The sequence below is a fragment of the Streptomyces sp. NPDC029836 genome (genome assembly GCF_055574495.1).
The window spans coordinates 110,826-126,805 of sequence record NZ_JBVHZI010000011.1 but is presented as its reverse complement, the minus strand read 5'-3'; the positions used below and the strand labels follow the sequence as shown (position 1 = coordinate 126,805).

Here is a 15,980-nt window from a genome sequence, read left to right as displayed (position 1 = left end):
CCATGCCGATCATCTCCGTGACGACCTGGCCCAGTGAGGACGAGGAGAAGTGCCGCGAGCTGATGGAGGAGCTCACGGAGACCGTCCACCGGGTCACGGGAGCACCCCGCGACCGGATCACGGTCTACATCCGGGAAGTGCCGCGCGACCGCTGGTCCGAGGGCGGCGCGGTCGGGTCCCACCCCGACTTCGCCCGACTCAGCCGGCTCAGCGGCTCCTCCACCGTCTGACGTCGCCCACGCCGGTCCCGGGGCCGGGCGCGATGCCCGGCCCCACCCGTCCCGAACCAGGAAGGACTTCCGCCATGAGCGCACACTCCTCCTCCGCCGACCACCACGACCGGATGGAGCGCGGGCTACGGACACTGCGCCGGATCGAAGCCACCGAGCGCCCCGGCATCCTCGACGGCTTCCAGGACATCGCCCCCGGCTTCGGCGAGCTGATCGTCGGCTTCGCGTTCGGCGACGTATGTTCCCGGCCGGGCCTGGAACTGCCGACCCGCCAACTCGTCACCGTCGCCGCGCTGACCGCACTGGGCAACGCCGCTCCGCAACTGGAGTTCCACGTCCGTGGCGCGCGCAACGTCGGTTGCGGCCGGCGGGACATCGTCGAAACGGTCCTGCACCTGAGTGACCACGCCGGATTTCCCGCGACGTTGGGAGCGCTGAACGTCGTCAGGACCGTCTTCGCGGCCGAGGCCGCGAACGCCGCCGCCATCACCGGCCGGTCCGCACGCGCGCCGGGCGCGCGGACCCACAGCGGCCACGGCGGCTACGCCGGGCAGGGCGGCCACGGCGAGCAGGCCCTGGCCGCCGTGCGCGCCGTCGACCCGGCCCTCGCCGACTTCTTCGGCGAGAACGCCTTCGGCAACCTGGATCCCGCGACCCCGCCCGGCGGCCTCGATCCGCTCACCCGCGCGATCGTGTCCGTCGCCGCCTGCACGGCCATCGGCACGCGACGACAGCAACTCATGGCGCACGTGCACGAAGTCCTCGACGCCGGCGGCACCCGGCAGGACGCCGTCGAGACCATCCTGCAGATGGCGGTGTACGCCGGAGTCCCGGCGGCGGTGAACGGCCTCAACGCGGCGCGCGACGTCTTCCACACGCGATAGGCCGGCAACGCCGCGACCGGGCCGCGCGCCCGCACACCATCGGGCCACGACCGAGCACGGGGCCACGACCCAGCGTCAGGCCACGACCGAGCCCCCACCGGGCCACGGCTCCTGCCCACCCCGCCCTGCCCCGGTCCCGGCCCCGGAACCACATCCCGAACCGAGCACACACCCGTATCCGAAGGAGGGACCCACCATGACCGCTCGTCCCTACCTCGTCTTCGCCGACGTGGACGAGACACTCATCCACCGCAAGAGCATGTTCGACTTCCTCCACTACCACCTGACCGGCCGGCACGGGCCCGCGGGGACCGCCGAGCACGACCGGCTCCTCGCCGGTTTCCAGCAGGCCGCAGCGGCCGGCACCCCGCGCGAGCTGATCAACCGCGCCTACTACGCCGCGTACGCCGGCGAGTCCGAGGCCACCATCGCCGCCTGGGGCGAGCGCTGGTTCGCCGAGCGTGCCGCGGACGGCCTCTTCATCGAAGGGACCCGGGACGCACTGCGCGCCCACCGCGAGGCGGGCGCCGAACTCGTCCTCGTCTCGGGGTCGTTCCCCGCCTGCCTGGACCCCGTGGCCCGGGCCGTCGGCGCCGGGCACCTGCTGTGCAGCCGTCCCCTCGTCGAGACGGACCCGGCCGGCCCGGGGACCGCCGGTACCTACACGGGCCTCATCGAGACCCCGATGATCGGCCCGCACAAGGCGGTCGCCGTACGCCGCTTCCTCGCCGACCGTCCGCACATCGACCCGCGCGACTGCTACGCGTACGGCGACCACCCGTCCGACCTGGAAATGCTCGCCTGCGTCGGGCACCCGGTCGTCGTCGGCGACGACCCCGCCCTGCGCGCCCTGCTCGATGCCCGGCCTTCCCCCACTCCTCTGGAGCACCAGCGATGACCGTGTACTCACCCGCCACGACCGCCGTCGGCATCATCGGATCCGGCTCGTACCTCCCGAACGAGATCGTGCCCAACTCCGTCGTCGCGGAACTGGCCGGAGTGACCGCCGAGTGGATCGTGCGCAAGACCGGCATACGGGAACGGCATCGCGCCGCGCCCCACGAGGCGACCTCCGACCTGGCCACCGCCGCCGCGCGCGCCGCGATGCACGACGCCGGGATCCACGCGCGCGACGTCGCCTGGGTGATCGTCGCGACCTCCACCCCCGACTACCCGCAGCCGGCCACCGCCTGCCTCGTGCAGAACCAGATCGGCGCGACCCGGGCCGCCGCCTTCGACATCAACGCCGTCTGCGCCGGCTTCGTCTTCGCCCTGCAAACCGGTGCGCAACTGCTGGCGGGCATCAGCGAGGACACCGACGCCAAATACGCGCTGGTCATCGGCGCGGACGTCTACTCGCGGATCCTGGACCACAGCGACCGCAAGACCGCGGTGCTGTTCGGGGACGGCGCGGGAGCCGTCGTGCTCGGCCCGACCCGCCCCGGGTCCGGCATCGTCGGGACCGGCACCAGCACCGACGGCAGCCTCCACGACCTGATCGGGGTCCAGGCCGGCGGCAGCCGCCACCCCGCCTCCGCGGGCACCCTGGCCGACGGGCAGCACTTCTTCAGGATGCGGGGGAGGGAGGTCCGCGACTTCGTCAACGAGCGCCTGCCCGCCGCCGTCCAGGGAGTGCTCGCCGCCCACGGCGTCGACCCGGCCGAGGTCAAACACTTCGTACCCCACCAGGCCAACGGCGTGATGGTCGGCGAGGTCATCCCCCACCTCGGGCTGCCCAACGCCCACGCCCACCTGCCCGTCGACCTGCACGGCAACACCGGTGCCGCCTCCATACCGCTCGCACTCGACCACGCCAACCGCTCCGGTGCGCTACGGGACGGCGACCTGGTGCTGTTGGCCGGCTTCGGCGGCGGAATGGGAGTCGGCACGGCCCTGGTCCGCTGGGACGCCACACCGCCCCGTCACCCGGCCGGGCCGTCGCACTCCGCGCAGCTCGTCGGGAGCGTGGCCCGATGAACGGACTCGTCACCGTCCCGGCTTCCGCGTTCCGCTCCGTCCCCGTGCCCGACGCGCTGTGCGCGGTGCCCGGATGCGCCGTCGCCCACTGGTCGATGGGACGCGACGTCCTCGACGCCGATCCCTGCACCCACGGCTGGAGCCCCGGAGCCCGGACCGACACCCCCACCCCCGCTCCCACGGGCGGCCCGTCCGCCCCCACCCTCGACCACGGAGACCGGTAGCCATGACACAAAGCTCCTCCACCCTTACCCCCGACAGGCAACGCCCCGAGGCCGCGGCCGCTCCCGGCCCCGGCACCTCACCGGTGCGTGCCTGGCTGGCCGTGATCGCCCTCTCCCTGGGCACGTTCTCCTTCGTCACCACCGAGACGCTCCCCATCGGACTGCTGCCGTCGATCGGCGCGGGCGTGGACGTCTCCGTCGGCACCGCCGGCTTCCTCGTCACCGGTTTCGCCGCCGTCGCCGCGATCACCGCGGCGCCGCTGACCACCCTGTGCGGGCGCGTCGACCGCAAATGGCTGCTGGCCGGGCTGCTCGTCATGTACGTCGTGGGCAACCTGCTGGCCACCGTCGCCTCCTCGTACGGCGCCCTGCTGTCCGCCAGGGTGCTGGTGGCCCTCGCCCACGGCGTCTTCTGGTCCATCGCCGCGGCCATCGCGGTCCGACTGGTACCCGAGCGGCACGCCGTTCGGGCCACCGCACTCGTCCTGGGCGGGATCTCGCTGGCCTCGGTGCTCGGCGTCCCGCTTGGCACCATGATCGGTCAGCGGTCCGGCTGGCACACCGCGTTCGCCGCCGTCGCCGCGATCGGCTTCGTCGTCCTCGTCGCGGTGCTGCTCCTGTTGCCGAACCTCCCCGCACAGGGCAGCGGAAGCCTCGCCGCCCTGCCGCGCGTCCTGCGCAACGGACGGCTGCGCGTCGCCGTCGCGGTCACCGCGCTGGTGATGATCGGCCACTTCCTCGCCTTCACCTACATCGCCCCCTACCTGGAACAGATCACGGGGATCAGCGAAGGCATGGTCGGCGTCCTGCTCCTGGTCTTCGGAGCCGCCGGGTTCGCCGGCAACTTCCTCGCGGGGGCCGTGGTCGGCCGCTCGGTGCACGGCACCCTGACGGGCGCCCTCGTCCTGATGACCGTCTCGCTCACCCTGCTGTGGGCCTTCGGCGACTCCCAGCCCGCGGCGATCACCCTGCTCGTCCTGTGGGGCCTGGCCTTCGCGGCCCTGCCCGTCGGCCTGCAGACCTGGGTGCTGCAACTGGCGAAGGAAGAGTCCGACGCCGCCTCATCGCTCTACGTGGCCGCCTTCAACGGCGCCATCGCCGTGGGATCCCTCGCGGGCGGACTGCTCGTGGACTCCGCCGCCGGACCGCGCGCCGTGACCGCCGTCGCCGCCGCGTTGACCGTCTGCGCCCTGCTCACCCTGCTGCTCTCCGCCCGCGGTACGCGCAGCCGCGAGCGCGTACCGTCCCCCACCCCCACGAGCGGCTGACCCCCCGCCCTGCCGCGCGCACCCGAGACACACCCCACTCGAACACAGGAGAAGCCCCTCATGGACCACCGCACCCTCGGCACCGCAGGACTCCGGGTCTCGGCGATCGGCCTCGGCTGCATGGGCATGTCCGCCTATTACGGGACCAGCGACGAGACGGAGTCGATCGCCACCATCCGCCGCGCCCTGGACACCGGAGTGACGTTCTTCGACACCGCCGACGCCTACGCCGCCGGCCGCAACGAAGAACTCCTCGGCCGCGCCCTCAAGGGGCGCCGCGACGAAGCGGTGGTGGCCACCAAGTTCGGCATCCGCGGCGTCGGGCCCGGCGGCACGGCCGGCGGGGCCGTGATCGACTCCGGCCCCGCCTACGCCCGGCAGGCGTGTGACGCGTCCCTGGCCCGGCTGGGCGTGGAGAGCATCGACCTCTACTACCTGCACCGCCGCGACCCCGACACCCCGATCGAGGAGACCGTCGGCGCCATGGCGGAACTCGTCACCGCCGGCAAGGTCCGGCACCTGGGCCTGTCCGAGGTCAACGCCGACACCCTGCGCCGTGCCCATGCCACCCATCCCATCACCGCCCTGCAAACCGAGTACTCCCTGTGGGAACGGGACGTGGAGAGCGACATCGCCCCCACGGCCGCCGAACTCGGCATCGGACTCGTGCCCTACTCGCCGGTCGGCCGGGGATTCCTCACCGGGGCCCTCACCTCCCTCGACCAACTGGAACCGGACGACTACCGCCGCAACGACCCCCGCTTCCAGGGAAAGAACCTGACCCGCAACCTCGCCCTCGTGGAGCGGGTCCGGTCCCTGGCCGGCCACATCGGCTGCACCCCGGTCCAGCTGGCCCTCGCCTGGCTGCTCTCCCGAGGCCCGCAGATCGTTCCGATCCCCGGCACCCGGCGGATCACCTACCTGGAGGAGAACGCCGGCGCGGCAGACCTGCACCTCACCACGGCCCAGCTGCACGAACTGGAGCAGGCCCTCCCGGCGACCGAGGTGTCGGGAGAACGCTACGCACCCGCGGCCCTGCGCCTGCTCAACACCTGACCCCCCGTGACCGTACGTCCCGTCCCTCGGCGGCGCCGTGACCCGTCCCACGGCGCCGACGTCCCGAGTCCGCGCCGTGCAGTAGGCGAGGCGAGTCGGTTCGAGTCGCCCCGCCCCGACCCTCCCGCGATGTTCAGGTCGTGTGCGTCGGGGTGGGGCGTCCGAGGAGGACCGCCTGCTCCGCCGGGGTGAGGGCCGGGCCGTCCAGGGGCGGGAGACGGGGGCCGCGGAAGGCGGCCAGGAGGACCCGGGGATGGGCCAGGACCGCGCCGCCCGCCTGCAGGGTCATGACGTCGGTCAGGGCCTTGACGACGGTGAAGTCCGAGCAGGCGGTGGTGATGAGGCGGCTGACGTACCGGGCGGTGAGGCGGTCGGCGAAGTGGGGTTCCTTCGCGACCGAGTGCGGGAAGGCGGCGTCCTGGCCGGCGGCCAGCAGCCAGGCGGCGGCCGCCGGGCGGCCGATCGCACGCTGTGCGCGCCGCGCGAACCCCTTCGACGTGATGTCGCTCCTCGACGCCAGGTCCCGCAGCGCCCGGGCGCCCTGGGCCACCACGGACATCCCGTGTCCGTAGACCGGGTTGAGCGCGGTGGCGGAGTCCCCGAGCGCGACGAAGCCTTCGACGCGGGACTTCTCGTAGTGGCGCCGCCGGTTGGACGTGTTCCGGTTGACCGTCACCGGGCCGAGGGGCTCGGCCCGCTCCAGGAACTCCGCTATCAGGGGGCTCCGCAAGTGCCGGGCGAACTCCAGGAACTCGGAATCCGCGCTGGTGGGTTGGCCGCCGCGGGTGCCGGAGAGGCTGACCAGCCACTCGCCCCCCTCGATGGGAAGGACGGTGCCACCCGTCCCGGGCACGGCCTGACGGGCGTCGGCCTGGATGTTGATGACAGGCCAACCCGCGGTGTCGACGGGCGCGTCGTAGCGGCGGCTCGCATAGGTCACCCCCGCGTCGACGACGGTCTCGCGAACGGCCGGGATCCCCAGCTCGGCCAGCCAGTTCGGAGCGCGCGAGGAGCGGCCGGTGGCGTCGATGACCAGATCGGCCTCACGGACCTCCTCCGTACCGTCCCGGTGTCGGATGACCGCGCCGGTGACCCGGGAACGGGTGCCGAGGAGGCGTACCGGCTCCGCCTCGGGCACCAGCCGGACCCCCGGCAGCGCCAGGGCGCGGGTGCGCACGGCCCAGTCGACCAGGTCGCGGCCGGCGCTGATGAGGTACTGGGTTTCGGGCCAGGCCCGCCGGTACCAACCGCCGGGGGAGAGGCAGACCATGCCGTTGGGGATGGGTATCCGGTGCGCGCCGGCGTCCGACCACATCTGCGTGGTCCCGGGCAGGAGCGATTCGATGGCTTCGGCCCCGCCCGACCAGAGCAGGTGGGCGTGACGGGCCTGCGGCAGTCCACGGCGCGGTCGCGGACCGTCCGGCAGGGCGTGCCGTTCAACGATGTCTATGTCTATGTCTATGTCTATGTCTGTGTCTGTGTCGATGTCGGCAGCGGTGCCGCCACCGGCACCGTGTCGGGCGAGCGCGGCGGCGGCCAGGGTGCCGCTCAGCCCGCCTCCGAGGATCAGGACTCGGGCGCGAGAGGGGGGCCTACCGGCCATGCGGGTCTGCTTTCTGCCCCGGCATTGGCCGGTATGGCGGAAGTCGAGTGGGCTTTGATGGTGAGCCCTAGAATCCGATGATGATCAGTGCCCGCTTCGTCGGTGGTCCGCTCGCGGGCATCGAGGGGATCCAAGCCACCGAGGTGGCCCTGGCTGCGCACAGCGGTAGTCGCGAGATCGGACGCTACCTGCGGGGCCCCGACGACGACGGCGTGGCGGTCTACCGTTGGGTGCCGGCCCCGGAAGTGCGGGAGGGCGACCTCCCGGATCCGGCCTGAACCACGCCGCGGTTCACGGCGGCGTCTGCCGGACCGGAGCCGCGACAGCACCTGCGTCCCCGTCAGGGACCGGGCCCGTGACGGCACTTGCCTCCGGGCCCGCGACCGGAGCCGGGACCGCGACAGCGCCCCCGTCCGAGCCCCCGCCCAAAACCGGGCCCGAGCCCCCGCCCGACGCCGGGTCGCCGGCCGGCTCCCGGGGCGTGGCCGGCTCCGGCGCCGGGTGCTGCGCCAACCACCGCCCGTACGCGCGGGTCAACCCCCGGTTGCGCAGGGCGTCGAGGACGAAGGCGAGGCGGGCCGAGGTGCGGGCGCGCGGTGCGAGGCCCCGGGAGACGCGGCTCATGTGGCTCCGTACGAGGGCCAACACGCCGGCGCTGGCGATGTCCCGGTCACGCCACGTGAGGCGCGGCGCGGCGACCTCGATGTCCTCGCCCTTCTCCCAGCGCGCGGGGAGGTCGGGCCGCAGGGCGAGCGCGGTGGCCAGCCCGACCATGGCGAACCCGCTCGCCAGGACCCGTTCCGCGGACGCGCGACGCCCGATGCCGCCCGTCAGCATGAGCGGCATCGGCGCGGACGCGACGAGCCGCTCGGCGATGGCGAGGAAGTACGCCTCCCGGCCGAGCGTCCTGTCGTCGGCCGTGCGGCCCATGGTCGCGGCGCTCTCCACGCTGCCGCCCGAGAGTTCCACCAGGTCCACGTCGAGGTCCTTGAGGAAGGCGAGCACCTGCTCCACCTCGTCGACGTCGAAGCCGCCGCGCTGGAAGTCCGCAGTGTTGATCTTGATGCTCACGGCGAAGCCGTCCGACACCTCCGCGCGAACGGCGCGCACCACGCTCAGCAGCAGCCTGGCCCTGTTCTCCAGGCTGCCGCCCCACCGGTCGGTGCGGCGGTTGACCAAGGGGGAGAGGAACTGGCTGAGGAGGTAGCCGTGGGCCGCGTGGATCTGGACGCCGTGGAAGCCGACCTCCTCCGCCAGGCGCGCCGTTGTCGCGAACCGTTGGATCGTCGCCTGGACGTCCGCTTCGGTCATGGCCGTCGGCCGGGCGAAGACGCGCGTGTGCTTGCCGAGGTTCACACCGATGTCGGACGGGGCCCACGCGACACCGGGCAGGTCCGCCCGTACCTGCCGACCGGGATGGTTGATCTGCATCCAGACCTGACAGCCCCCCGAACCGGCGGCGGCCGCCCAGCGGCGGAACGGGGCCAGGTCGCTTCCGGCGTCGAGCACGATCGTTCCCGGCGAGGTGAGGGCCCGACGGTCCACCATCACGTTTCCGGTGATGATCAGCCCGCTTCCGCCGCGCGCCCAACTGCGGTAGAGCTCCTCGATCTCCGGCCCGGGCAGTTGTCCGGGCTGACGGGCCAGACTCTCCTCCATGGCCGCCTTGGCGATTCGGTTCGCGATCCGGCTGCCGTTGCGCAGCACGAGAGGTGTGGACAGGTGCATGAAATCTTTCCTCCGGATGTCGTCACGTGAAGTCCCTGGGTGGCCCGCGGGTACGGGCTCGAAGCCCGGCCCGCGCGCCACTCGCCCCGAGCCCTGTCCGGCTCGCCCCGGGCCCTGTCCTGCCCTGCCCGAGCCCTGTCCGGCTCGCCCCGGGCCCTGTCCTGCCCTGCCCGAGCCCTGTCCTGTCCCGCCCGAGCCGCGCCCGGCTCGACCGCGTCCCGTCCGGTTCGCGCCTCGCCCCGTTCGCCCCGCGCCGCCCGCGCCCGGCTCGCACCGGTACCGCGCCGGTTCACCGGTCCCGCAGCCGCAGTAGCCGACCCGCCGCCGTCCGTACGCGGGCGAGACGCGCGGCGAGGCTCGGGGTGACGGGCTTGAGCTGGCTGCCGCCCATGGGCCCCGTCTGCGGATCGGACCACAACTGGGCGACCTCCTCGGCGATCGCCTGCTGGGCCCGTCGGGATGCCGTCGGATGGCTGATGCCGCGTCCGAGCGCCACGCGCAGCGACCTGGCCGCGGCCTCGGTGGCCAACTGCCCCCGCGCGTCCAGGGGGCTGAACGTCGCCAGGGCGTCGCCGATGACGACGAAGCCGCGGGGTCCGCGGATGCGCTCGTACCGGTGCCAGCGCGTCGACGTCGGCGCGACGACGACCTCGCCGGCGGGCTCCGCCCCGGCGATGAGCCGGCCCACGCCGGGGTCGGACAGGGCCAGCGCGGCAGCGGCGAACGCGTCCCCGCCGGTGATCCGTTCCCGATCGGGGGCGGTCTGCGTGACGGTCCACAGGCCGTTCTCGATCGGGACGAGCACCGCGCTGCGCGCTCCGTCCGCGACGGAGGTGAGGGCGACGTCCTCCTGCCCCTCCGGTGCCCAGTACCTACGGCTGGCCATGAACCCGGCCGTGCCGCGCGTGGTGACCGGTACGGCGGCCACCCCGAGCTCACCCAGCCAGGTCGTGGTGAGCGCGTCGGCGCCGCTCGCGTCGACCACCAGCTGCGCCGTGACCTCCCGCTCCGTCCCGTCGTCGAAGAGGACCCGCGCCCCCAGCACCGCGGACTCGTCGCCGATCAGCCCGACGGCCCGGGCGTCATCGAGTACGGCGGTGCTCCGCTCGTGCGCGGGGTTGGCGACCACGACCTCGCGCAGCACCTCGGTCAGGAGGTCACGGCTGCACGTCAGCACCTCGCGGGTTCCCCAGGCCCGCGGCCGCGTGCGGGACAGGTGGGCGCCCGCCGCGGGGAGGGGGAACGTCCGCGCGCCGCGGCGCCGCAGCATCGCGCCCGAGCCGTACGCCAGGTCGTTGACGTCCCACATGCCACCGATGTGGAGCACCTCGCCGTGCTGGGCGGCCGCCGCGGCACCCACCGCCCGCGGCTCCCGCACCGGCGCGGTCGCCGCCGCCGCGGTCGCCTCCGTTGCCCCGGTCGCCTCCGCCGCCTTCGGCCCGCTGTCGGAGCGGCCCGCGAGCACGAGTACGTCGTAGCCGGCCAGGGCGACCACGGAAGCGGCCAGCAGGCCCGCGTACCCCCCACCGATGATCAGGGCTTCGACGTGCTCCGGGGGTGTGGTGGTCATGGCTGTCTCTCTGTGGAGGATCTCTGAGCGGCGGACGTCGTGCGGGCTCGCGGCCCCTTCTCCGGTGTCATGCACGGGGCTCGGCGAGTGCTGCCGACTGCCGCGTCACCTCCACCCGCGAGGAGCGCAGCATGGCGTCCGACATGTCGAGGAGATCGTCGGAGTCCTCGATGGAACTGACCGTCCACCGAAGCTCCGGCGCGACCGCGGGCGCCGAACGCCCCTTCCCGATGACCGCCCGGGCTATTACGCAGGCATCGGCCTCGCTGCGGGCCCGCCCGCTCTCGGAGCCCTCGGCCATGGCGAGGGCGTAGGCCTTCGCGCCGGTCGCCCGGTCGAACCAGGGCGTCAGCCGCAACACCGCGTCGAAGATGTCCCTCTCACGCTGCATCAGCCGGTGCTCCACGGGCTGCCACCAGGCCATGGGCGGCGGGCTCGTACGAGGTATCTCCGGACGGATCTCCGACCACAGTGGCTGGAGCCGGCGAAAGCGGCGAAGAGCCCGCCACCGGTAACCGGCGCCCTGTCCGAGGGGCGGCAGGACGAATCCGCCGGCGATCAGGAAGGCGCTGAAACCGGCGATGGAGAAGGCGACCTGGGTGCTCAGCCAATCCCAGTCGTGGCCGAGCCAGCGGGCGACGATCGCCGTGTACTTCAAGAGGTCGTAGGCGAAGGTGCAGGCCGCGCCCGCGGTGATGAGCAGCAGCCCGCCCTTCAGGGTGCCGGGGACCTGCCGCGACCAACGCCAACTGAGCACCATCATGGTGACGGCCGCCACGCTGTGCGCCGCCAGGTAGAGCAGGACCATCTCGCGGATCCAGAGGGTGCTGGAGTAGTAGGTGTCCAGGTCACGGAGCCGCTCGACCGGCGCGTCACCCCACGCGAACAGGGTCCAGATCGCCAGGACGACCAAGGCGTAGGTCGTCAGGCACAACCGGGTCTGCCGCCGGGTGACGCGCGCCTCGTCGTTCCCCCGCCAGTGGATCAGCAACACGATCGTGACGGCGTCGAACGCGGTCAGGATCGAGTAGACGATGGGCGCCGCGATGTTCGGTACGCCGAACAGCGCGTTGATGGCCGCGAGGTGGGGCGGAGCGGCGGTGACGAACAGGAGCGCGCCGACGACGAGGGTCGCGGTGACGGCCCTCAGCAGCGGGTCGCGCGGGTTCTTCCGTAGCGCCCACGCCTTGATGGCGGCCGCGATCAACAGACCGCCCGCCGAGCACAGGTACGCCGTTCCCGCGTTCACCGAGGGCTGCCCTGCGCCGCGTCGAGGGGAATGGGCATGATCAGTTGCTCTCCGAGCGGTCGGCGCCGACGGGGGAGCCGGAACGGTGGATCTTGGAGAACTGGATGCTGAGTCGGGCCAGACCGTTCGTTCCGGAGACGCGGGTGGGAAGCGCGGAGTTCCCGTCGGCGGTCACCGGAATCCGCCCCGACGTCCGCACCGCGGCGACCTCCACCGCCGCGTTCGCCCCCGCCCCGGCCGTCACCGCTGCCCCGGCCTCCGCCGCCTCCGCGGCGACCAGGGCCGCGTGGATCGTCGCCGCCTCGGCGAAGATGATCGCGGCGTCCGGCGTGCAGCCGTGCGAAGAGGCGTAGCGCTCGGCGGCCTGGCGGCGACCGGTGTCCAGGTGGGGCGCCAGATTGAGCAGCCGGTCGGCGATCTCGGTGGACCGGGCCATCGCCCGGATCTCCAGCGACGCGGTGCGACGGATGCGCATGGGCTTCCCCGGCCCCGAGAAGGGTTCGAGCGCACGCCACAGGGGCTCCATCGCCCGGTAGGCCCGCCAGGAGACCCACATCGACCCCAGCCGCGGCCCGACGACCGGCAGCAGGAACCCGACCGTGGTCATGGCCGCGCCCAGTCCCGCCAGCGGAGGGGCGATGTCGGTGCTGAGCGCGTCCCAGGCGTCCGTCCCGGCCCAGCGGGCACCCACGGCCAGGAACTTGAGCAGGGCGAACGAGAGGGTGAGCCCGAACGCGGTCACCAGGATGACCAGACCCCAGTGGGTCCACGCCGCTTGGAGCTCGCGCAGTTCCCGCGCCCAGCGCCAGCACTTCGTCGCCACGACGAGACTCGTGGCGGTGTGCGAGGTCAGGTAGAGAACGATCATCTCCCGGACGTACGGGGTGTTGGCGTAGAAGGTGTCGAAGTCGCGCTGCTGCTCGATCGGTACGTCGCTGAGCGAGAAGAGCACGCAGAACGTCGCCATCACCACGCCGGTCGCCGCGATCCACAGCCTGGTGTGCCGTCGGACGGTCTCCTCGGCCCCACCGCGCCAGTGGATGAGGAGCACGAGCGACCCGCACGCCAGGCAGGACAGGATGCAGTAGACGATGAGCGCCGAGATGTTCGGGACACCGGTGATCCGGTTGACCCGCTCGATCGTGGGCGGAGCGCCGAACACGAAGCCGGCCGCCGAACACGCGAGGATCACGAGGATCGACTTCGACATCGGCGAGTGCCAGGTGTGCCAGAACGAGGGCGACTTCACCACCAGGGCGATCGCCAGGACGGCGGCGGGTATGTAGTAGTCCGATCCGGTCATGCTCAGTAGCCTCTGCCCAGGCTCGACTGGATCCGGCCGGCCAGACCGGTGATGGGTACGGCGCCGCCACCCTGGAGGTACTCCCGCAGTCGGGATCCGAGCTGGAGCCCGAAGTTCTCCGCGTCGCTCTCCTCCTCGGTGTTGACGTGGCTCCTCGCGGCCATGGCCATCAGGTCGTCACCGGCCAGATCACCGCCGAGCGACCGGGCGGCAGCCGTGGCCACGTCACTGTGGATCCGGTGTGATCCCTGTGATCCGTGTGATCCCTGTGTTCCGTCTGATCCGTGGGTTCCGTGTGACAGGCAGCCACCCATCAGGGTGTGCCAGATCTCGTGGGCAAAAATGACGAACTGGTGCAACGTAGTGGTCTTACTCTCGATGATGATGACGACTCGGTCGTCGAAGGTGGCGGTGAGACCGCTGGCCGTCTCTTCGGGGAACTCGCGGAAGCGCAGGAGGACCGGACGGTACGGCAGCTCGTCGCGGTCCGCGTTGAACCGCCGCTCGACGTCGGCCCTCAGTACCTCGAACAACTGGTCCGGATCCGAGGGGATCGGCCGTTCCAGACCCGCGAGGATCTCGTCGCAGAGCCTCGCGATCTTCCGTTCCGTCGACCGTCGCGTGAGGTGGTGCTTCGGCGCGACGAGCAGGCTCTTGGGGCGGATCGCCCTCCCGAGAGCCGCGAACACCCCTGTGGGAAGGTTCGCCCTCTGCCGCTCGCTCATCCGAATGCCCTCACTCTGCGTTCCTTCCGAAGGGCGGTGGGGCCGCGGCCGCCCGCCTTCCGCTGTGGTGCTGTGCGCTGTGGTGCTGTGGTGCTGTGGTGCTGTGACCGAAGGTCCGGGTCGGCCGCCCTCCCGGGTTCCCGCCCCGGCCTCAAGGGGCGGAGCTCTCCTGGGTGATCGCGTCAACGAAGGCCATCAGCGCCGTCTCCAGGTTCGGTGGCAGTTCCTTGTCGCCGAGACGGAGTTGGATCTGCAAGGCGTAACGATTCTTTACCGCGTGCGCAGGATTCCTGAGGTGCGCCGTGAGCTCCGGGATGACCTTGCTCTCCAGCACCCGCCTCAGCGCCTCGGGCGGAGTGTGGGTGAAGTACTCCATGGGGACGTCGAAGAACCGGGCCAGACCCGCTCCGTGCCAGATGTTCGGCGTGCTCCGGTTCAGGAGCTTGCCGTGCCACTGGGGTGTCATCCCACTGCCGGCGGCGATCTCGGCGGTCGTGTACTGACGCCGGTTGCCGGTGTCCCCGTCCACGGTCAGCCGGGTCTCCCTCAGGAACGCGATGCGACGGGCCAGTTCGGCCGGCCCGCTCACCGGCGACGCGACGGGTTCGCCGTCGAGCAGTCGCCGGATGTCCGCCTCCGCGAGGGAGGTGTGGAACGAGAGGGCCGCCAGGTTGAAGGCGGACGCTCTGTCGAGCCCCGACTCCCGCCGAAGCACTTCGACTTCACTCACGGTCTCGGCGAGCTGTTCGTACCCGTCGTTCATGGACCCTCCGGACGGGATGGAAGGGGAACACGTGGTCCGGTGGGGCCCGAGACCTGCGGGAGGCAACTAGATCACGGAAACGGTCGGCTCCGCAATGAAACGATCGTTTCACCTGGCTCGATCGCACGCCCCACCGCCCGGGCTCCCGAGGCGGTTCAGTCGCGCGGAGGAACCGACTTGTCGACATGGGAGAGAACCCGCGTCGCGCCGACCCGCGGGTCAGGCGAGGGCGGTGACCAACAGGGTGAAGGCGGCGATGATGACGGCGACGCGGACGTAGTGCCAGCGGTCCCAACGGTTCATCTGCTCCTTCCAGTCCGCGGGCCGGTTCTCGGGGGTCCACTTCTTGGTCCGGTTGTTGATCGGGACCAGCAGCAGGATCGACATGACCACGCTGACGATCAGCAACGCGCCGGCGGTGACGACCAGGCCGGCGCCGGGGCGGTCCCATCCGGCGACGGCCCAGATCGCGGCGAGGACGAGCGAGCCGATGTACCAGACCGGCATCACGGCGCCGAGCATCCGGCCCCCGTGGGCCCGGCCGAGTTGGCCGCTGTCCTCGGGCAGGGCGCCGAGGATCCGGTTGATGACGAACGCGACGGAGAACTCCACCCCCACCATGACGCCGACGACCACGGTGGTGACGATCCCAAGTGCGTTGAGCATGACGACCCCTTCGGAAATCTAGTGCCGCTAGGTGTTGATGCAACGCTAGCCCTACTGCCGCTTGCTTGTCTAGCGGTGCTAGGATCGAATCATGTCGGTACAGGAACGCAAGGCACGTGAACGGGCGGACCGCGAGCGCCTCATCGTGGCGACGGCGCGCGAACTCGCCGAGCAGCAGGGTTGGGACGCGGTCACCACCCGTCGGCTCGCCGAGCGCATCGAGTACAGCCAGCCCGTCCTCTACAGCCACTTCCGCGGCAAACGGGAGATCATCGGCGCCGTTGCCCTGGAGGGCGCCGCCGAGCTGGCCGCGGCGGTCCGGGGCGCGGCCTCCGCCGCACCCGGCCCGCGCGACCGGGTCGCCGCCCTGGCCCGCGCCTACCTCGACTTCGCCGAGCGCAACCCGGCGCTCTACGACGCCATCTTCCAGCTCGACGGTGGGCTGCCCTTCGCGCGGGAGGACACCCCGGAGCCGCTGAAGGACGCCTTCGCCGCCCTGCTGGAGACCTTCGGCGAGGTCGCCGGGGACGGCGTCCACCCGGGGCTGTTCACCGAGGTGTTCTGGGCGTCCCTGCACGGCCTGGCGACCCTGGCCAGGGCGGGACGGCTGCCGCCGGAGGCCGCCGGGGAGAGGGTGGAGCTCCTGGTGGACCGGCTCGCCGTGCTCTGACCCGCCGACCCGGTGGGCGCTCGCGAATATTTGACCGATCGTTTCAATATCGTTTAGGGTTCGA

Annotated in this window: 17 protein-coding genes; 9 read left to right on the top strand and 8 right to left on the bottom strand. The window is 72.1% G+C overall.

The features are described from left to right. Nucleotides 1–2 precede the first annotated feature (2 nt). From ACZ4XJ_RS27920 to ACZ4XJ_RS27890, 7 genes are all read left to right on the top strand, one after another. Nucleotides 3–230 (top strand): tautomerase family protein, encoded by a 228-nt coding sequence (locus ACZ4XJ_RS27920; protein WP_362882077.1) that lies wholly within the window; start codon nucleotides 3–5, stop codon nucleotides 228–230. Between the two features lie 74 nt (nucleotides 231–304). Beyond that, nucleotides 305–1,114, top strand: a complete 810-nt coding sequence (locus ACZ4XJ_RS27915) for a carboxymuconolactone decarboxylase family protein (protein ID WP_468497815.1) — start codon at nucleotides 305–307, stop codon at nucleotides 1,112–1,114. A gap of 196 nt (nucleotides 1,115–1,310) precedes the next feature. Continuing rightward, nucleotides 1,311–2,012, top strand: a complete 702-nt coding sequence (locus ACZ4XJ_RS27910; RefSeq protein ID WP_362882074.1) for an HAD-IB family hydrolase — start codon at nucleotides 1,311–1,313, stop codon at nucleotides 2,010–2,012. Then, complete coding sequence (locus tag ACZ4XJ_RS27905) at nucleotides 2,009–3,091, top strand: 3-oxoacyl-ACP synthase III family protein (protein ID WP_468497814.1); 1,083 nt, start codon at nucleotides 2,009–2,011, stop codon at nucleotides 3,089–3,091. The genes ACZ4XJ_RS27910 and ACZ4XJ_RS27905 overlap by 4 nt, the downstream gene beginning before the upstream one ends. Beyond that, entirely contained in the window at nucleotides 3,088–3,315 is a 228-nt protein-coding gene (locus ACZ4XJ_RS27900; RefSeq protein WP_362882070.1) for a hypothetical protein, read from the top strand. Before ACZ4XJ_RS27905 ends, ACZ4XJ_RS27900 begins: the two co-directional genes overlap by 4 nt. A 2-nt stretch (nucleotides 3,316–3,317) precedes the next feature. After that, a complete protein-coding gene (locus ACZ4XJ_RS27895; protein ID WP_362882068.1) occupies nucleotides 3,318–4,583 on the top strand; it encodes an MFS transporter in 1,266 nt (421 codons plus the stop codon). Nucleotides 4,584–4,643: 60 nt separating this feature from the next. Then, nucleotides 4,644–5,639 (top strand): aldo/keto reductase, encoded by a 996-nt coding sequence (locus tag ACZ4XJ_RS27890; RefSeq protein WP_468497813.1) that lies wholly within the window; start codon nucleotides 4,644–4,646, stop codon nucleotides 5,637–5,639. 133 nt (nucleotides 5,640–5,772) lie between these two features. Here ACZ4XJ_RS27890 and ACZ4XJ_RS27885 read toward each other — a convergent pair whose 3' ends face one another. Continuing rightward, complete coding sequence (locus ACZ4XJ_RS27885; RefSeq protein ID WP_468497812.1) at nucleotides 5,773–7,242, bottom strand: pyridine nucleotide-disulfide oxidoreductase; 1,470 nt, start codon at nucleotides 7,240–7,242, stop codon at nucleotides 5,773–5,775. An 80-nt stretch (nucleotides 7,243–7,322) separates the two neighbouring features. Between ACZ4XJ_RS27885 and ACZ4XJ_RS27880 the strand changes: the two genes are divergently transcribed. Further along, a complete protein-coding gene (locus ACZ4XJ_RS27880; protein ID WP_362882064.1) occupies nucleotides 7,323–7,520 on the top strand; it encodes a hypothetical protein in 198 nt (65 codons plus the stop codon). Between the two features lie 13 nt (nucleotides 7,521–7,533). On the opposite strand, the gene ACZ4XJ_RS27875 is transcribed toward ACZ4XJ_RS27880, so the two are convergent. From ACZ4XJ_RS27875 to ACZ4XJ_RS27845, 7 genes are all read right to left on the bottom strand, one after another. Next, nucleotides 7,534–8,970 carry an NADH:flavin oxidoreductase/NADH oxidase family protein gene (locus ACZ4XJ_RS27875; protein ID WP_468497811.1) on the bottom strand — a complete coding sequence of 479 codons (1,437 nt, stop codon included), beginning with the start codon at nucleotides 8,968–8,970 and terminating at the stop codon, nucleotides 7,534–7,536. 289 nt (nucleotides 8,971–9,259) lie between these two features. Continuing rightward, complete coding sequence (locus ACZ4XJ_RS27870; RefSeq protein ID WP_362882060.1) at nucleotides 9,260–10,540, bottom strand: FAD-dependent monooxygenase family protein; 1,281 nt, start codon at nucleotides 10,538–10,540, stop codon at nucleotides 9,260–9,262. Nucleotides 10,541–10,607: 67 nt separating this feature from the next. Continuing rightward, the gene (locus ACZ4XJ_RS27865; protein ID WP_468497810.1) at nucleotides 10,608–11,789 is read right to left on the bottom strand and encodes an MAB_1171c family putative transporter; all 1,182 of its coding nucleotides are present in this window, start codon (nucleotides 11,787–11,789) and stop codon (nucleotides 10,608–10,610) included. Between the two features lie 40 nt (nucleotides 11,790–11,829). After that, nucleotides 11,830–13,092 (bottom strand): MAB_1171c family putative transporter, encoded by a 1,263-nt coding sequence (locus tag ACZ4XJ_RS27860; protein WP_468497809.1) that lies wholly within the window; start codon nucleotides 13,090–13,092, stop codon nucleotides 11,830–11,832. A gap of 2 nt (nucleotides 13,093–13,094) precedes the next feature. Continuing rightward, nucleotides 13,095–13,817 (bottom strand): hypothetical protein, encoded by a 723-nt coding sequence (locus tag ACZ4XJ_RS27855; protein WP_468497808.1) that lies wholly within the window; start codon nucleotides 13,815–13,817, stop codon nucleotides 13,095–13,097. 151 nt (nucleotides 13,818–13,968) lie between these two features. Then, complete coding sequence (locus ACZ4XJ_RS27850) at nucleotides 13,969–14,580, bottom strand: hypothetical protein (RefSeq protein WP_362882053.1); 612 nt, start codon at nucleotides 14,578–14,580, stop codon at nucleotides 13,969–13,971. A gap of 219 nt (nucleotides 14,581–14,799) precedes the next feature. Next, complete coding sequence (locus ACZ4XJ_RS27845) at nucleotides 14,800–15,246, bottom strand: anthrone oxygenase family protein (protein WP_468497807.1); 447 nt, start codon at nucleotides 15,244–15,246, stop codon at nucleotides 14,800–14,802. Between the two features lie 91 nt (nucleotides 15,247–15,337). Between ACZ4XJ_RS27845 and ACZ4XJ_RS27840 the strand changes: the two genes are divergently transcribed. Then, the gene (locus ACZ4XJ_RS27840) at nucleotides 15,338–15,916 is read left to right on the top strand and encodes a TetR/AcrR family transcriptional regulator (RefSeq protein ID WP_362882050.1); all 579 of its coding nucleotides are present in this window, start codon (nucleotides 15,338–15,340) and stop codon (nucleotides 15,914–15,916) included. Nucleotides 15,917–15,980: the final 64 nt, after the last annotated feature.

Excerpts from the sequence above, each read along its gene's own strand:
- ACZ4XJ_RS27920 (WP_362882077.1), top strand. The coding sequence starts at position 3 with ATGCCGATCATCTCCGTGACGACCTGGCCCAGTGAGGACGAGGAGAAG.
- ACZ4XJ_RS27915 (WP_468497815.1), top strand. The coding sequence starts at position 305 with ATGAGCGCACACTCCTCCTCCGCCGACCACCACGACCGGATGGAGCGC.
- ACZ4XJ_RS27910 (WP_362882074.1), top strand. The coding sequence starts at position 1,311 with ATGACCGCTCGTCCCTACCTCGTCTTCGCCGACGTGGACGAGACACTC.
- ACZ4XJ_RS27905 (WP_468497814.1), top strand. The coding sequence starts at position 2,009 with ATGACCGTGTACTCACCCGCCACGACCGCCGTCGGCATCATCGGATCC.
- ACZ4XJ_RS27900 (WP_362882070.1), top strand. The coding sequence starts at position 3,088 with ATGAACGGACTCGTCACCGTCCCGGCTTCCGCGTTCCGCTCCGTCCCC.
- ACZ4XJ_RS27895 (WP_362882068.1), top strand. The coding sequence starts at position 3,318 with ATGACACAAAGCTCCTCCACCCTTACCCCCGACAGGCAACGCCCCGAG.
- ACZ4XJ_RS27890 (WP_468497813.1), top strand. The coding sequence starts at position 4,644 with ATGGACCACCGCACCCTCGGCACCGCAGGACTCCGGGTCTCGGCGATC.
- ACZ4XJ_RS27885 (WP_468497812.1), bottom strand. The coding sequence starts at position 7,242 with ATGGCCGGTAGGCCCCCCTCTCGCGCCCGAGTCCTGATCCTCGGAGGC.
- ACZ4XJ_RS27880 (WP_362882064.1), top strand. The coding sequence starts at position 7,323 with ATGATCAGTGCCCGCTTCGTCGGTGGTCCGCTCGCGGGCATCGAGGGG.
- ACZ4XJ_RS27875 (WP_468497811.1), bottom strand. The coding sequence starts at position 8,970 with ATGCACCTGTCCACACCTCTCGTGCTGCGCAACGGCAGCCGGATCGCG.
- ACZ4XJ_RS27870 (WP_362882060.1), bottom strand. The coding sequence starts at position 10,540 with ATGACCACCACACCCCCGGAGCACGTCGAAGCCCTGATCATCGGTGGG.
- ACZ4XJ_RS27860 (WP_468497809.1), bottom strand. The coding sequence starts at position 13,092 with ATGACCGGATCGGACTACTACATACCCGCCGCCGTCCTGGCGATCGCC.
- ACZ4XJ_RS27855 (WP_468497808.1), bottom strand. The coding sequence starts at position 13,817 with ATGAGCGAGCGGCAGAGGGCGAACCTTCCCACAGGGGTGTTCGCGGCT.
- ACZ4XJ_RS27850 (WP_362882053.1), bottom strand. The coding sequence starts at position 14,580 with ATGAACGACGGGTACGAACAGCTCGCCGAGACCGTGAGTGAAGTCGAA.
- ACZ4XJ_RS27845 (WP_468497807.1), bottom strand. The coding sequence starts at position 15,246 with ATGCTCAACGCACTTGGGATCGTCACCACCGTGGTCGTCGGCGTCATG.
- ACZ4XJ_RS27840 (WP_362882050.1), top strand. The coding sequence starts at position 15,338 with ATGTCGGTACAGGAACGCAAGGCACGTGAACGGGCGGACCGCGAGCGC.